Genomic DNA, 14,602 nt, shown 5'->3' on the forward strand with positions numbered 1-14,602 from the left:
CCGTACATATTGAAAGTGTAACGACATGCCTCAATTTTTCATCAACCGCCCCGTCTTTGCGTGGGTGGTGGCGGTCTTCATCGTCCTGTTCGGACTGATCGCCATACCGCAATTGCCGATTGCGCGCTTCCCTTCGGTGGCGCCGCCCAGCGTCAGCATCAGCGCCAACTATCCTGGCGCCACGCCGCAAACCATGAACGATTCCGTGGTGGGTCTGATCGAACGCGAACTGTCGGGCGTCAAGCACCTGCTGTATTTCGAGTCGTCCACCGATACCTCGGGTTCGGCCTCGATCACCGTCACCTTCCAGCCGGGAACGAACCCGGAAATGGCGCAGGTGGACGTGCAAAACCGCCTGAAAGCCATCGAACCGCGCCTGCCGCAAGCCGTGCGGCAAAATGGCTTGACGGTGGAGTCGGCATCGTCCGGCTTCCTGATGATCGTCAGCCTGATTTCCGAGAATGGCCAGCATGACGAAGTGGCGCTGGGCGACTATCTGGCGCGCAACGTGACGGAAGAACTGCGCCGCATTCCCGGCGTGGGCAAGGTGCAGCTGTTCGGCTCCGAGCGGGCCATGCGCATCTGGGTCGATCCGGCCAAGCTGGTGTCGTACAACATCGCCATGGGCGAGCTGACGGCCGCCATCGCGCAGCAAAATGCGCAGATCGCCCCGGGCCGCCTGGGCGATTCGCCCGCCGTGCACGGCCAGCGCGTCACGATTCCGCTGACGGTGCAGGGCCAGCTGCAAACGCCGGCCGAATTTGCGGCCATCGTGCTGCGCGCGAACGCGGATGGCTCGAAAGTGACCATCGGCGACGTGGCGAAAGTGTCGCTGGGCGCGCAAAGCTTCAATTTCAGCATCCGCGAAAACGGCCAGGCCGCGTCGGGCGCCGCCATCATGCTGTCGCCGGGCGCCAATGCCGTGCAGACGGCGGCCGCCGTGCGCGCGCGCATGGCCGAACTGGCGCACACCATGCCGGCCGGGATCAAGTATTCGGTGCCGTTCGATACGGCGCCGTTCGTGAAGATCTCGATCGAGAAGGTCATCGTCACCTTGCTGGAGGCGATGGTGCTGGTGTTCCTCGTGATGTATCTGTTCCTGCAAAAGATACGCTACACCCTGATTCCCGCCATTGTCGCGCCGATTGCCCTGATGGGCACCTTCACGGTGATGCTGCTGGCCGGCTATTCCGTCAACGTGCTGACCATGTTCGGCATGGTGCTGGCGATCGGCATCATCGTCGACGATGCCATCGTCGTGGTGGAAGCCGTCGAGCGCCTGATGGCGACCGAAGGCTTGTCGCCGAAGGAAGCGACGTCGAAGGCCATGCGCGAAATCACCGGTGCCGTCGTCGGCATCACCCTGGTGCTGACGGCCGTGTTCATCCCGATGGCGCTGGCCAGCGGTTCCGTGGGCGCCATCTACCGCCAGTTCACCCTGGCCATGGCCGTGTCGATCCTGTTTTCGGCCTTTTTGGCGCTGACCCTGACGCCGGCCCTGTGCGCCACCATGTTGAAACCGATCGGTCCGCACGACCATGACAAGAAGGGCTTCTTCCTGTGGTTTGACCGCCAGTTCGAGCGCATGACGGCCCGCTATGAAAAGGGCGTGGTGGCGATGCTCAAACGCGCGGGCCGTTCGATGGTGCTGTACGGCGCCATCGTCGCGGCGCTGGGCGTGGCCTTCATGCAGCTGCCGTCGGCCTTTTTGCCGGAAGAAGACCAGGGATATTTTATTACCTCGATCCAGCTGCCGTCCGACGCCACCATGGAGCGCACGCTCGATGTCGTCAAGTTGTACGAGCAGCACGTGGCCACGCGGCCCGGCATTGAGGTAAATCAATCGATCCTCGGCTTCAGCTTTTCCGGCGCGGGACCGAATGCGGGCCTGGCGTTCACCATGCTGAAGGACTGGAAAGAACGTAACGGCGCCACGGCGCAGGAAGAGGTGGCGCTGGCGCAGGCGGCCATGGCGCAGGCGAAGGAGGGCGTGATCATGAGCCTGATGCCGCCCGCCATCGATGAACTGGGCAATTCGTCCGGCTTTTCCCTGCGCCTGCAAGACCGCGCCAGCCAGGGCATCGCGGCCCTGCAGGCGGCGCAGAACCAGCTGCTGGGCCTGGCCGCGCAAAGCGGCAAGGTGGCGGGCGTGTATCCGGACGGCTTGCCGCCCGGCGCCAGCGTGCGCCTCGACATCGACCGCACCAAGGCCGAGGCGCTGGGCGTGCCGTTTACGGCGATTGCCGACATGCTGACGGCGGCCATGGGTTCGACCTATGTTAACGATTTTCCGAATGCGGGCCGCATGCAGCAAGTGATCATCCAGGCCGATGCGCCGTCGCGCATGCAGCTGAACGACGTGCTGGCCTTGCGCATTCGCAATAACGCGGGCGGTATGGTGGCCTTGGGCGAGCTGGTGCGCCCCGTGTGGAGCGAGTCGCCCCTGCAACTGGTGCGCTACCAGGGTTATCCTGCGGCGCGCATTTCGGGCAGCGCGGCGCCGGGCGTATCGAGCGGCGACGCCATGCTGGAAATGGAGCGCCTGGTGAAACAGCTGCCGCCCGGCTTCGCGCTGGCGTGGACGGGGCAGTCGCTGCAAGAGAAGGAATCGGCGTCGCAAGCGCCCATGCTGATGGCGCTGTCGATGCTGGTGGTCTTCCTCGTGCTGGCGGCCCTGTATGAAAGCTGGAGCATTCCCGTGTCCGTGATGCTGGTCGTGCCTTTGGGCTTGCTGGGCGCCGTGCTGGCCGTGATGTTGCGCGGCATGCCGAACGATGTGTTCTTCAAGGTGGGCATGATCACGATCATCGGCCTGTCGGCGAAGAATGCGATCCTGATCGTCGAATATGCGCGCCAGCTGCAGGCGCAGGGCAAGGGACTGGTCGAGGCGACGGTGGAAGCGGCCCGCTTGCGTTTGCGTCCGATCTTGATGACGTCCTTGGCCTTCGCGCTGGGCGTCGTGCCGCTGATGCTGGCCACGGGCGCCAGCGCCGAAACGCAGCATGCGATCGGCACGGGCGTGTTCGGCGGCATGATTACCGCCACCGTGCTGGCCGTGTTTTTCGTGCCCGTGTTCTTTGTCGTGGTGCTGGGCGCCGTCGACAAGATGGGCAGCTATTTCAACAAACGCAGTAATCGCATCGCCGTCAAGGCGGTGGAAGGGGAGTTGTAATGCGTTGGTTTCATCTGTTACCGATCGCCGGGCTGTTGTCGGCGTGTTCATTGACGCCGCCGCTGGTCAAGCCGGCGGCGCCGATACCGGCCAGCTATGGCGAGGTCGCCGCGCCAGGCATGGTCGACACTGCGGCCGACCTGGGCTGGCGCCAGATGCTGCTCGATGCGCGCCTGCAGCGCCTGGTCGACATCGCACTGGAAAACAACCGCGACTTGCGCGTGGCGTCCCTTAACGTGGAAGCCGTGCGGGCCCAGTACCAGATCCAGGATGCGGGCCGCTATCCGGCCATCGGCGCGAATGTCGGCGGCGTGCGCCAGCGCGGCGCCGACGCGGTGACACAGAACCACGCAGTACAAAGCCAATTTTCTGCCGGCATCGCCATGAGCGCGTTCGAGATCGACCTGTTCGGCCGCCTGCGGTCCTTGTCGGACGCTGCGTTTGCGCGCTACCTGGCCACGCAGCAAGGCCAGCGCGCCGCGCACATGGCCCTGATCGGCGCCGTCGCCGACGCGTACCTGGAACAGCGCCTGGCCGAGGAGCAGCTGGCGCTGGCGCGGCAAACCCTGCTTGACTGGCGCCAGGCTTTGAGCCTGACGCAGCGCCTGCACGGCGCGCAGCAGGGCAGCGGCCTAGACGTGGCGCAAGCGGAAGGACAGGCGGCCACGGCGGAAGCGGACGTGCAGGCCCGGGAGCGGGCCAGCGCCTTGGCCCGCAACAGCCTGGAACTGCTGCTGGGCGCGCCGCTGCCAACGGACTTGCCGGCGGGCCGGCCGCTCGATGGCCAGCCCGTGCTGACGCAGCTGCCGCCCGGCCTGCCGTCGGACTTGCTGGCGCGCCGTCCCGACATCCTGCAGGCGGAATACGCGCTGGTGGCGGCGAATGCGGAAATCGGCGCCGCCCGCGCCGCCTTCTTCCCCCGTCTGTCGCTGACGGCGTCGCTGGGCTTTGCCAGCCCTGAACTCGGCGACCTGTTCCGTGGCAGCGCACGCAGCTGGTCGTTCGCGCCGCAAGTGACGCAGCCGCTGTTCCAGGGCGGCCAGTTGCGCGCGGAATTGCAACTGTCGCGCCTGCGCAAGGACGTGGCCGTGCTGCAATACGAGCAGGCCATCCAGGCGGCCTTCCGCGACGTGCGCGACGGGCTGGCCGGCAGCGCCACGTATGCGCAGCAGATCGATGCGCAGCAGCGTGTGGTGGTCGCGGCGCAGCAGCGCCAGCGGCTGTCGCAGCTGCGCTACGACGCGGGCCAGGACAGCCGCCTGGAATTGCTCGACGCGCAGCGCCAGTCGTATGCTGCCCAGCAAACCCTGCTCGACGTGCGGCGCGACCAGTTCAAATCGTCCGTGGCCCTGTACAAGGCGTTGGGGGGCGGGCTGGCGGAGTAGCCCGCCTTGCGGGGGGGCGGCCAGCCGGGCGTGGGCTTGCCAGGCTACGCGCCGGGCCAGTCGATCAACAGCGGTTGCGGCATCCACGGGTGCCGGATGGCAGCCAGGTTCCACGGCAAGCGGCTCAGCAGTACATCGAAGGGATTGCGCGCGACAGCCAGCGTGCATTTCCCGTCGCCTTTTTGCAGTCGGCCTTCGCGTTGCAGAAAGACCTGGCGCAATCCCTCGGGCGAGGTTTGTCCCACCGCTGGCCAATGGCGCATCACGGCGGCCAGCACTTGTTCGCACAGGGCCCGTTCTTCTTCGCCGAGGGCGACGGGTGGAGCAGGGAAGTCCGGTTCCAGGCCGCACAGCAGCTTGTTCAGCAGCAATTGCTGCTCCGGTGCATCGCTCCTGCCATCGACCAGGTATTGCAGCAAGTGAACGGCGTGCGCGCCGTGTTCGCCGCGCAGCTGCGGCCTGCCATCGCCGCCAGTGGCGAGCAAGTCCAGCCGCTGGAACATTGCCGGCAGGAACGGGTGGAGTAGCACCAGGCCGGCGTTCCTGATGCCGGCGATGTCAGGCGAATTTGCAGCGTCGTTCATGCGTTTATCCCGTCTGTTACGCTGTAAACGCCCCGATCGGGCGGTTGCGCGCCAGGCTCCAGCCTGTCGTGTACTGGGTGCCGGGCTGGCCATCTGCTTGTTGCACGCTGTGGCTCCAGAGTATTTCCGTAAAGCTCAGCTTGAACTGCTCGGTGGGCATGTCGTCGGGATGGGTTTGCAGCTGGATTTCGCTGATCAGGGCGTCGCGCAGGGCAATGGTGATGATGTTGGCCGTCTTGCCGCTCGAATAACGGGCGATGTACAGCCTGGTCGGCTGGGCCGCACCTCTGCCCAGTGGCTCGGCGCGCAGGCACAGTTCATACAGCTTGATGGACGTCTGGTCGACATATTTGCCGCAGGTAAATTCCGTGATCACGGGCCGCCCGGACGTGCGCGCCGAATTGCTGACGTCCGTCGTCACCTGCTGTTTCATGCCCTGGTGCAGCGAGACCAGCTCGATGCACGGGCCCAGGTCCTGCAGGGCGCCGGCATCGCGCCAGATGGCGTCGATGCCGGCGCTGCCACCATCCGGCGTCTTGCCGAACACGAGTTCCGGGTTGCCGGGTTCCAGCAAGATCAAATCCATGGCGATGCTTCCTTCAAGTCAGTGTACACGGGCCTTCATGCGCTACAGGTGGATATTGCGCGGGCGTCGCCCTTGCCAACCCTCCTCGCCGTCGCCGTCAACAAGGCAGACTTTTACCTGCGCCGTATTCGGTGACGTGAAGCGCACGATGACGGTGGCGCTCTGGCGGTCATGGGTGATGTACCACAGGGCGTCGCCTTGCGCCTGGCCGATGCTGTCCACGCGGCGCACCAGCAGGTCAGCCTGGCTGCGTTCCACCAGTGCCACGCTCAGCTGCGCTTCCTCCAACTTTGTTGTCTGATACACGATTGCCACGGTCCGCTCCATGTTGTTGATTTTCCTGCCCAAGACTATACACCGAAAAAGTTGCCTAAACACAACCAAAAATCGAGCCGAAATAACTTTTTTTGTGCCACTGCATCCAAACGCGGGCACGGCGCGTAGTACAGGGGTGCGCTCACCGCAACGGCGGCACGAGCGGCACTTCCACTCTTTCAGGGGCCACGATCATGCCGATATTACCGACCTTGCCATTTGCCAAGCTGCTGCTTGTTTCCGCCGTCGCCATGTCGCTCGCCGCTTGCGGCGGCGATGACCATGATGATGTCGTCGTCACGCCACCGCCGCCCGTGGTGGTGGCCGGCGATGTCTTCGTGCTCACCGCCAGCAACAAGCTGCTGTCGTTCGACCGCGCCACGCCAGCCACCATCCGCACCACGGCCACCGTGACGGGCTTGCAGGCCGGCGAAAACCTGCTGGGCATCGATGTCCGTCCCGCCGATGGCCAGCTGTATGGCGTCGGCAGCACGGGGCGCATCTATACCCTGAATGGCGTGACGGGCGCCGCCACCGTGAAAGCCACCCTGGCGGCCGATGCGGGCGACGCGACGGCCCCCTATACGGCACTGGCCGGCACGGAATTCGGCGTCGATTTCAACCCGGTGGCCGACCGCCTGCGCATCGTCAGCAACACGGGGCAAAGCCTGCGCATCAATGTCGATACGGGCGCGACGACGACGGATGGCAACATCAACGGCGGCGTGGCCAGCACCGCCATCACGGCCGCCGCCTATACCAACAGCTTCGCCGGCACGGCCAGCACCACTTTATTTGTCATCGACGCTGCCAACGCCACCCTGTACACGCAAAATCCGCCCAACAACGGCACCCTGGCCAGTGCCGTGCCGCTGGGCGTGGCGGCCACCGGCGTGGCCGGTTTCGACATCGATGCACGCACGAATACGGGCTACGCCGTCATGACGGTGGCCGGCGTGCGCAATCTGTACACCCTGAACCTGGCGGCGGCCACCGCGCCGGCGACCCTGGTGGCGACCATCGGCGTGACGGAAGAATTGCGCGGCATCGCCTTGAAAGCGCCGGCCGCGCCCATCGCCTATGGCTTGACGGACGACGCCCGCATCGTCACCTTCAAGACGGCCACGCCGAACACGCTGGATGCCAATGTGGCCGTCACGGGCCTGGCGGCGGGCGAACGCCTGCTGGGTTTTGACATCCGTCCCAAGGATGGCCTGCTGTACGGCATCTCCTCGGCGGGGCGCATCGTCACCATCGATCCGGCCACTGGCGCGGCCACGGTCAAGGCGACGCTGGCCGCCGATGCGGCGGACGCCAGCGCGCCCTACACGGCCATCGCCGGCACGGCCTTTGGCGTGGACTTCAATCCCGTCGCCGACCGCCTGCGCGTGATCGGTAACACGGGGCAAAGCTTGCGCATCAATGTCGATACGGGCGCCACCACCACCGATGGCGCCATCAACCGGGCAGGGGCGACGCCGGCCGTGACGGCGGCGGCCTACAGCAACAGCTTTGCCGGCACGACGGCAACCATGCTGTTCGATATCGACACAGCCAGCGCCAGCCTCGCCCTGCAAAATCCGCCAAATGACGGTACCCTCGTCAATGTGGGGCTGCTGGGCGTGGCGGCGGCGGGCGACGTGGGCTTCGATATCGCGGGCGGCGCCAACGGCTTGGCGCTAGCGGCTCTGCGCACTGCCGCCACGGGCCCCAGTTCCCTGTACCGCATCGACCTGGCGACAGGCGCGGCGGTGTTGAGCGGCGGCGCGGCCACGCCGGCGGCGTCGGCCATCGGCAATGGCACGGTGGGACTGGTGGATATCGCTATCGCGCTCAAGTAAGAAAATGCGCCGCAGCTTTGCCTTGATTCAATAATTCCAGTATTATGGAAATATTGTTGATATACGCAGGCTGCGGCGCATGGTGCCCGCGACGCCGCATCGAACGGAACCTCACCGCATGCTGACCGCTTTCCTGATCTTTTTCGCCACCTTAATCCTCGTCATCTGGCAGCCGCGCGGCCTGGGCATCGGCTGGAGCGCCGTCATCGGCGCCTGTGTCGCCTTGCTGGCCGGCGTGATCCACTGGGGCGACATCCCCGTCGTCTGGCATATCGTGTGGAACGCCACCGGCACCTTCATCGCCGTGATCATCATCAGCCTGCTGCTGGACGCGGCCGGCTTCTTCGAATGGGCCGCGCTGCACGTGGCGCGCTGGGGCGGCGGCAGCGGACGAAAACTGTTCGTGCTGCTGGTCTTGCTGGGCGCGCTCGTTTCCGCTGTGTTCGCCAATGACGGCGCCGCGCTGATCCTGACGCCCATCGTTATCGCCATGCTGCGGGCGCTGAAGTTTTCCGCCAAGGCCACGCTGGCCTACGTGATGGCGGCCGGCTTCATCGCCGACACGGCCAGCCTGCCGCTGGTGGTGTCGAACCTGGTGAACATCGTCTCGGCCGATTTCTTCAAGATCGGCTTTGCCGAATATGCGTCCGTGATGGTGCCCGTCAACGTCGTCGCCGTGGCCGCCACCCTGGGGGCCTTGCTGCTCTTTTTTCACCGGGATATTCCCCGCGACTATGCAGTGGCGCAGCTGAAGCGCCCGGACGCCGCCATCCGCGACCTGGGCACCTTTCGCGCCGGCTGGCTGGTGCTGGCGCTGCTGCTGGTGGGATTCTTCTCGCAAGAAGCCTTGGGCGTGCCCATCAGCCTGATCGCCGCCGTGGGCGCCGCGCTGTTGCTGGGCGTGGCCGGCAAGGGCCACGTGATTTCCACGCGCCACGTGCTGCGCCATGCGCCGTGGCACATCGTCGTCTTTTCGCTGGGCATGTACCTGGTCGTGTACGGCTTGCGCAATGCGGGTTTGACGGCTTACCTGACGGACATGCTGAACCACTTTGCGCAGTACGGCGTGTGGGGCGCGGCCATGGGCACGGGCATACTGACGGCCTTGCTGTCGTCCGTGATGAACAATCTGCCGACGGTGCTCGTCGGCGCGCTGGCCATCGACCCGACGACGGCGCAGGGGGCCGTGCGCGAGGCGATGATCTACGCGAACGTCATCGGCAGCGACCTGGGCCCGAAGATCACGCCGATCGGCAGCCTAGCTACCTTGCTGTGGTTGCATGTGCTCGACAGCAAGAACATCCACATTTCCTGGGGATACTATTTCCGCGTCGGCATCGTGCTGACCGTGCCCGTGCTGCTGGTGACCCTGGCCGCGCTGGCGTTGCGCCTGGGGTGATGTCAGAGGGGAAGATAGTTAACTAGACGACCGGTCAGATTTTTTGCTATACTGGCTGCATGAGCAAAAAATCTTCCGCCGACATGCGCCAGCACCTGATCGACATCGCCAAGGCTTTGATGGCCGAGAAGGGCTATACGGCCGTCGGTCTGGCCGAACTGGTGGCGGCGGCCGGCGTGCCGAAGGGTTCCTTCTACTATTACTTCAAGTCGAAGGAAGAGTTTGGCCAAGCCTTGCTCGATGACTATTTCACCACCTATTTACAGACGGTCGACGCCTTGCTGGCGGGGCCTGGCAATGCCCGCGAGCGTTTGCTGGCCTATTTTGACTACTGGCGCGCGACGCAGGCCAGCAGCGCGCCGGAAGGCAAGTGCCTGGTGGTCAAGCTGGGCGCTGAAGTGTGCGACTTGTCCGTGGACATGGGCGCCGTGCTGCAGCAGGGCACGGGCGCCATCCTGGACCGCCTGACGCAGTGCGTGGAAGCGGGCCATCTCGACGGTTCCGTGGCGGCGGCGACGACGCCGGCGCGCGTGCTGGCCGAATCCCTTTACCAGTTGTGGCTGGGCGCGTCCCTGATGGTCAAGGTGGCCAGGAGCGGCGGACCGTTCGACGCTGCCATGGCGACCACGCAACGGCTGCTGTCGTAGCCGTTTTTTTGACCATTAACTAGACGACCGGTCAGTTATTTCCGGTTTTTCTGACTTAACATGAAAGCAATACGATGACCGAACAGCATGAAAGCGATTTATTTTCCCCGGTCGATCTGGGCGCGCTGGCATTGGCCAACCGCATCGTCATGGCGCCGCTCACGCGCAGCCGCATGGGCGACGATGGCGTGCCGAACGCCTTGCACGCCGAGTATTACGCCCAGCGCGCCAGCGCCGGCCTGATCATCAGCGAAGCGACGAATATTTCGGCCCAGGGCCGCGGCTATGCCCTGACCCCGGGGATATGGACGGACGGGCAGGTGGCCGGCTGGAAGCTGGTCACCGATGCCGTGCATGCGGCCGGCGGCAAGATCGTTTGCCAGCTGTGGCATGTGGGGCGGTTTTCGCATGCCAGCCTGCAGCCCGATGGCGCCGCGCCCGTCGCGCCATCCGCCATCCGGGCCGAGGGCAGCACCTACACCGCCAGCGGCATGCAGCCCGTGTCCATGCCGCGCGCGCTGGCAACGGGGGAAATCGCCGGCGTCGTCGCGCAGTATGCGCATGCGGCCGCATGCGCGCTGCGCGCCGGTTTCGATGGCGTCGAAGTGCATTCGGCCAACAGCTACCTGCTCGACCAGTTCTTGCGGGACTCGACCAACCGGCGCACGGACGCTTATGGCGGCAGCATCGAAAACCGCGCGCGGCTGACCTTGGAGGTAACGCACGCCGTAGTGAACGTGTGGGGCGCGGCGCGGGTCGGCATCCGCCTGTCTCCCGTCACGCCCGACGCGGGCAACACGCCGATCGACAGCGACGTGATGGCCACCTATGGCTACCTGATCGAACGGTTGAACCGGCATGGACTGGCGTACCTGCACTTCGTCGAGGGCGCCACGGCCACCTCGCGCGATGTGCCCGATGGCGTCGACCTCGATGCGCTGCGGGCGCTGTTCAACGGCCCCTACATCGGCAACAACCACTATGACTTGCCGCTGGCGCAGGCGCGCCGCGCGCAAGGCAAGGTCGATGCGGTGGCGTTTGGCCGTCCCTTCATCGCCAACCCGGATCTGGTGGCGCGACTGCGCCATGGCGTGGCGCTGGCCGTGGCGCCGCGCGAGGCGTATTACGGCGGTGGCGCCAACGGCTACACCGACTGGCCCGCCAGCCAGTTCTGATTTCTCTTCACCCACCCAAGGAGCGCAACATGAATAACCCTACGTATGTGCAGGATTACCAGGCGATTGTCGCCGTGCTGAATCAATACAATGCGGGCGGCGCGCAGGCCGACAGCAGCATCATGCGCCCGGCTTTCAGCAGCCAGGCCACCATTTTCGGCGTCGATGGCGGCGATAAACTGACGGGCGGGCCCATCGAAGGCCTGTTCGAGATCATCGACAGCGCCTTCCGGCCATCGCCGCAGGCGAAGGCGGCCATCGTGCGCGTCGACATCGTGGGCGCGGCGGCCAGCGCGCGCGTCGATACGGACGATATCTCGGGTTTCCGCTTTACCGACTTTTTCAATTTGCTCAAGGTGCAGGGCGAGTGGACCATAGTCAGCAAGATTTATCACACGCACGCGGGCGCCTGATGCACTGGCTGGGCGCCCGATGCTGTATCGTGTGGCGTCCAGCATGCGGGGAGAAGCAATGAAACTGATACTGATAGGCGCCACGGGCCTGGTGGGCCGCGAAGTGCTGCGCCTGGCGCTGAGTGACGCGCGCGTCACGAACATCGTCGCGCCCGTGCGCAAAGCCTTGCCGGCGCATCCCAAGCTGGACGCGCCCCTTGTCGATTTCGACCGCTTGCCGGCGGATGCGCCCTGGTGGCAGGCCGATGCCGTCATCTGCACCCTGGGCACGACCATGAAGGTGGCGGGCACGCGGCAGGCCTTCCGGCGGGTCGACCATGGCTATCCGCTGGCCGCGGCGCGGCTGGCGCTGGCGGCTGGCACGCCCACGTATGCGCTCAATTCCGCCGCGGGCGCCGACGCGGCCTCGCGTTTCTTCTATAACCGCGTCAAGGGCGAGCTGGAACGCGACCTGGAAGCGCTGGGTTTCAGATCGCTCACGCACGTGCGGCCGGGCCTGATCGGCGGCGAACGCGATGAGGCGCGGGCGGGCGAGGGCGCCGCCTTGCGCATCCTGCGCGTGCTGGCTCCCGTGCTGCCGCGCCGCTGGCGCATCAATCCCGCGCCGCGCATCGCCAGCGCCTTGCTGGAAGCGGCGATTGCCGCCGCGCCGGGCGTGCACATGGTGACGTCCGAGCACCTTTTGTGAACGCGCCCCCGTATAATTCTCGTTCATCTACTTGCGAGTACAGACAATGCAGACAGTACGTGTTTACCAGGCCAGCGACCGCGATGCCTGCCTGGCCCTCTTCGACGGCAATACCCCGCGCTTTTTCGACCCTTCGGAGCGCGTCCGCTTTGCCGCCTGGATCGATGCAGCGGCGCAGCCCTATTTTGTCATCGAGCGCGTCATCGATGGTGATGCGCGCATCGTCGCCTGCGGCGGCCACGCCATCGAGGCGGACGGCATGACCGCCAGCCTGTCCTGGGGCATGGTGGCGCAGGATCTGCACGGCCAGGGGCTGGGCCAGGCACTGACGCAGGCGCGCCTTGATGCGATCAGCGCCATGCCGCAGCTGACCAGTGTGACCATGAATACCAGCCAGCACACGCAGGGCTTTTATGCGCGCTTCGGCTTCGTGGCCGTGAAGGTGACGCCGGATGGCATCGGACCCGGCCTCGACCAGTGGGATATGGTTTTGCCGCTGCCGCGCGCCGGGGGCGTTGATGGAAGCCGCTGACCACCATATCGCCCCGGTGCCGCTGGAAAAAGCCTACCGCCTGCTCAATCACGGTCCGTCCATCCTCGTTTCGGCCCGCCACGCCGGCATCGATAACGTAATGGCCGCCGCCTGGGCCTGCGCCCTCGATTTCGCGCCGCCGAAACTGACCGTGGTGCTGGACAAGGCAACGCGCACGCGCGCGCTGGTCGAAGGCAGCGGCACGTTTGTCATCCAGGTGCCGACGGCGGCGCAGTTGCAACTGACCCACGCCGTCGGCACGCACAGCCTCGATGCGCAGCCCGATAAACTGGCGCGCGCTGGCGTGCAGCTGTTTCACATGGACGGCGTTGATGTGCCGTTCGTGGCCGGCTGCTCCGCCTGGCTGGCCTGCCGTTTGATCCCCGAAGCGCACAACCAGACGGCGTACGACCTGTTCATCGGCGAAGTGGTGGGCGCCTGGGCCGACACGCGCGTGTTCCGCGACGGGCACTGGCATTTCGAACAGGCCGATCCATCCTGGCGCAGCCTGCACTACATCGCCGGCGGGCGCTTCTATGCGATCGGCGAGGCGCTCGATGCTGCCCCGCGCTGACCCGCTGGCGGGCCAGGCCGCCACGACGCCGCTCGTCATCGTCGCCAGCAGCGGCACTGGCGGCGACATGCAGCCGTTTATCGCGCTGGCGCAGGGCTTGCAGCAACGGGGCCGGCGCGTGCTGCTGCTGGTGCCGGGCTGGCAGGAAGCGGCCGCGCAAGCCTCGCGGCTGCCATATCACACCTTCGGCAGCGCGGAAGAGGGGCAGGCCATGCTGGACGACCCCGGCCTGTGGGATGAGCGCAAGGGCTGGGGCGTGGTGTGGAATGGCCTCGTGCCGCACCTGGGCGCCGTGCGCGACGTCGTGCAAGGCTTGCCGGCCGATGAGGCTTGCGTGGTGCTGTGCCATCCCATCCTCGTGCCGATGGCGGCCCTGGCGCGCTCCGCGCGGCCGGACCTGCGCATCGTCGCGGCGTATCTGGCGCCATCGAACCTGTGCAGCAGCCATGATTTCCTGGCGGCCGGCTCCTTGCGCATTCCCGCCTGGGTGCCGCTGGCCTGGCGCCAGGCCCTGTGGCGCATGATCCACCGCGGCATGATCGATCCGGTCATGCTGCCTGGCCTGAATGGCGCGCGCGCGCAGCACGGCCTGCCGCCGGAAGCGCATTTTTTTGCACACATGCTGGCCGCGCCGGACGCTTCGCTGGGGCTGTTTCCCGCGTGGTTCGCCGCCCCGCAGGCGGACTGGCCGCCGCATTTCGCGCAAGCCGATTTCACCGGCGCCGCCATGCATGGCGCTGCGGCGCTGCCGCCGGAGCTGGAACGTTTTCTGGACGAGGGCGAGCCGCCCATCGTGTTTACGCCCGGTACCGGGCACCAGCACGCGCAGCGCTATTTCAGCATCGCCCTCGCAGTCTTGCGGCGGCTGGGACGGCGCGGCCTGTTCCTCACGCCCCATGCGGCGCAACTGCCGCAGCACATGCCGGCCAGCGTCATGTGGCAGGCGCACGCACCGTTTGCGGCGCTATTGCCGCGCGTGGCGGCCGTGGTACACCATGGCGGCATCGGCACCAGCGCGGACGCCTTCCGCGCGGGTATCCCGCAACTGATCGTGCCGTTCGCGTACGACCAGTTCGACAATGGCTGGCGCGCCAAACGGCTCGGTGTGGGGGATGTCTTGCTGGCCAGGCGCCTGTCGGCGGGGCGCATGCAGCGGCAGCTGGCGCGCCTGCTCGCCGCGCCCGAGGTCAAGCTGGCGTGCGGCGAGGTGGCCCGCCAGATGGGGCAGGGGCTTGAATCAGCGCGCCTGCTGGATCACGTCGAAGCGGCCCTGGCAGCTTAGTCTGCCCAG

The 14,602-nt window shown here is 66.1% G+C and carries 14 protein-coding genes; 11 read left to right on the forward strand and 3 right to left on the reverse strand.

Annotation, left to right across the window (positions count from 1 at the left end; genetic code table 11):
- Positions 1–25: 25 nt before the first annotated feature.
- Together CSQ91_RS04935 and CSQ91_RS04940 are read left to right on the forward strand one after the other, a co-directional pair.
- Positions 26–3,172 (forward strand): efflux RND transporter permease subunit, encoded by a 3,147-nt coding sequence (locus CSQ91_RS04935; protein ID WP_099387534.1) that lies wholly within the window; start codon positions 26–28, stop codon positions 3,170–3,172.
- Positions 3,172–4,557 (forward strand): efflux transporter outer membrane subunit, encoded by a 1,386-nt coding sequence (locus CSQ91_RS04940; protein ID WP_099387535.1) that lies wholly within the window; start codon positions 3,172–3,174, stop codon positions 4,555–4,557. The genes CSQ91_RS04935 and CSQ91_RS04940 overlap by 1 nt, the downstream gene beginning before the upstream one ends.
- A gap of 44 nt (positions 4,558–4,601) precedes the next feature.
- On the opposite strand, the gene CSQ91_RS04945 is transcribed toward CSQ91_RS04940, so the two are convergent.
- From CSQ91_RS04945 to CSQ91_RS04955, 3 genes are read right to left on the reverse strand one after another with little or no spacing between them, the layout of a single operon-like run.
- Positions 4,602–5,141, reverse strand: coding sequence for a contractile injection system tape measure protein (locus CSQ91_RS04945; RefSeq protein WP_099387536.1), 540 nt, complete (start codon positions 5,139–5,141; stop codon positions 4,602–4,604).
- Positions 5,142–5,157: 16 nt separating this feature from the next.
- Positions 5,158–5,727 carry an Hcp family type VI secretion system effector gene (locus CSQ91_RS04950; RefSeq protein ID WP_099387537.1) on the reverse strand — a complete coding sequence of 190 codons (570 nt, stop codon included), beginning with the start codon at positions 5,725–5,727 and terminating at the stop codon, positions 5,158–5,160.
- A gap of 42 nt (positions 5,728–5,769) precedes the next feature.
- Positions 5,770–6,042, reverse strand: coding sequence for a DUF6150 family protein (locus CSQ91_RS04955; RefSeq protein WP_099388567.1), 273 nt, complete (start codon positions 6,040–6,042; stop codon positions 5,770–5,772).
- A gap of 194 nt (positions 6,043–6,236) precedes the next feature.
- Here CSQ91_RS04955 and CSQ91_RS04960 point away from each other — a divergent pair, with 194 nt between their 5' ends.
- The 9 genes from CSQ91_RS04960 (at position 6,237) to CSQ91_RS05000 (ending at position 14,593) form a co-directional block, all read left to right on the forward strand.
- Positions 6,237–7,883 (forward strand): DUF4394 domain-containing protein, encoded by a 1,647-nt coding sequence (locus CSQ91_RS04960; RefSeq protein WP_099387538.1) that lies wholly within the window; start codon positions 6,237–6,239, stop codon positions 7,881–7,883.
- Between the two features lie 118 nt (positions 7,884–8,001).
- Positions 8,002–9,282 carry an arsenic transporter gene (locus tag CSQ91_RS04965; RefSeq protein ID WP_099387539.1) on the forward strand — a complete coding sequence of 427 codons (1,281 nt, stop codon included), beginning with the start codon at positions 8,002–8,004 and terminating at the stop codon, positions 9,280–9,282.
- A gap of 59 nt (positions 9,283–9,341) precedes the next feature.
- Positions 9,342–9,929 (forward strand): TetR/AcrR family transcriptional regulator, encoded by a 588-nt coding sequence (locus tag CSQ91_RS04970; protein ID WP_218963713.1) that lies wholly within the window; start codon positions 9,342–9,344, stop codon positions 9,927–9,929.
- Positions 9,930–10,003: 74 nt separating this feature from the next.
- On the forward strand, positions 10,004–11,104 hold the full coding sequence (locus tag CSQ91_RS04975) for an alkene reductase (RefSeq protein ID WP_099387540.1): 1,101 nt from the start codon (positions 10,004–10,006) through the stop codon (positions 11,102–11,104).
- A gap of 29 nt (positions 11,105–11,133) precedes the next feature.
- Entirely contained in the window at positions 11,134–11,517 is a 384-nt protein-coding gene (locus tag CSQ91_RS04980; protein ID WP_099387541.1) for a nuclear transport factor 2 family protein, read from the forward strand.
- A gap of 58 nt (positions 11,518–11,575) precedes the next feature.
- Positions 11,576–12,205, forward strand: coding sequence for an NAD-dependent dehydratase (locus CSQ91_RS04985; RefSeq protein WP_099387542.1), 630 nt, complete (start codon positions 11,576–11,578; stop codon positions 12,203–12,205).
- A 46-nt stretch (positions 12,206–12,251) separates the two neighbouring features.
- Positions 12,252–12,737: a GNAT family N-acetyltransferase gene (locus CSQ91_RS04990; RefSeq protein ID WP_099387543.1), complete on the forward strand. Its 486-nt coding sequence runs from the start codon at positions 12,252–12,254 to the stop codon at positions 12,735–12,737.
- A complete protein-coding gene (locus tag CSQ91_RS04995) occupies positions 12,724–13,311 on the forward strand; it encodes a flavin reductase family protein (protein WP_099387544.1) in 588 nt (195 codons plus the stop codon). The genes CSQ91_RS04990 and CSQ91_RS04995 overlap by 14 nt, the downstream gene beginning before the upstream one ends.
- A complete protein-coding gene (locus tag CSQ91_RS05000) occupies positions 13,295–14,593 on the forward strand; it encodes a glycosyltransferase (protein ID WP_180278346.1) in 1,299 nt (432 codons plus the stop codon). The genes CSQ91_RS04995 and CSQ91_RS05000 overlap by 17 nt, the downstream gene beginning before the upstream one ends.
- Positions 14,594–14,602 lie beyond the last annotated feature (9 nt).

This window comes from Janthinobacterium sp. BJB301, from assembly GCF_002735685.1.
GTDB classification, from domain to species: Bacteria; Pseudomonadota; Gammaproteobacteria; order Burkholderiales; family Burkholderiaceae_D; genus Janthinobacterium; species Janthinobacterium lividum.

Coding starts and splice junctions, on each gene's coding strand:
- CSQ91_RS04935 (WP_099387534.1), top strand. CDS start 26: ATGCCTCAATTTTTCATCAACCGCCCCGTCTTTGCGTGGGTGGTGGCG.
- CSQ91_RS04940 (WP_099387535.1), top strand. CDS start 3,172: ATGCGTTGGTTTCATCTGTTACCGATCGCCGGGCTGTTGTCGGCGTGT.
- CSQ91_RS04945 (WP_099387536.1), bottom strand. CDS start 5,141: ATGAACGACGCTGCAAATTCGCCTGACATCGCCGGCATCAGGAACGCC.
- CSQ91_RS04950 (WP_099387537.1), bottom strand. CDS start 5,727: ATGGATTTGATCTTGCTGGAACCCGGCAACCCGGAACTCGTGTTCGGC.
- CSQ91_RS04960 (WP_099387538.1), top strand. CDS start 6,237: ATGCCGATATTACCGACCTTGCCATTTGCCAAGCTGCTGCTTGTTTCC.
- CSQ91_RS04965 (WP_099387539.1), top strand. CDS start 8,002: ATGCTGACCGCTTTCCTGATCTTTTTCGCCACCTTAATCCTCGTCATC.
- CSQ91_RS04970 (WP_218963713.1), top strand. CDS start 9,342: ATGAGCAAAAAATCTTCCGCCGACATGCGCCAGCACCTGATCGACATC.
- CSQ91_RS04975 (WP_099387540.1), top strand. CDS start 10,004: ATGACCGAACAGCATGAAAGCGATTTATTTTCCCCGGTCGATCTGGGC.
- CSQ91_RS04980 (WP_099387541.1), top strand. CDS start 11,134: ATGAATAACCCTACGTATGTGCAGGATTACCAGGCGATTGTCGCCGTG.
- CSQ91_RS04985 (WP_099387542.1), top strand. CDS start 11,576: ATGAAACTGATACTGATAGGCGCCACGGGCCTGGTGGGCCGCGAAGTG.
- CSQ91_RS04990 (WP_099387543.1), top strand. CDS start 12,252: ATGCAGACAGTACGTGTTTACCAGGCCAGCGACCGCGATGCCTGCCTG.
- CSQ91_RS04995 (WP_099387544.1), top strand. CDS start 12,724: ATGGAAGCCGCTGACCACCATATCGCCCCGGTGCCGCTGGAAAAAGCC.
- CSQ91_RS05000 (WP_180278346.1), top strand. CDS start 13,295: ATGCTGCCCCGCGCTGACCCGCTGGCGGGCCAGGCCGCCACGACGCCG.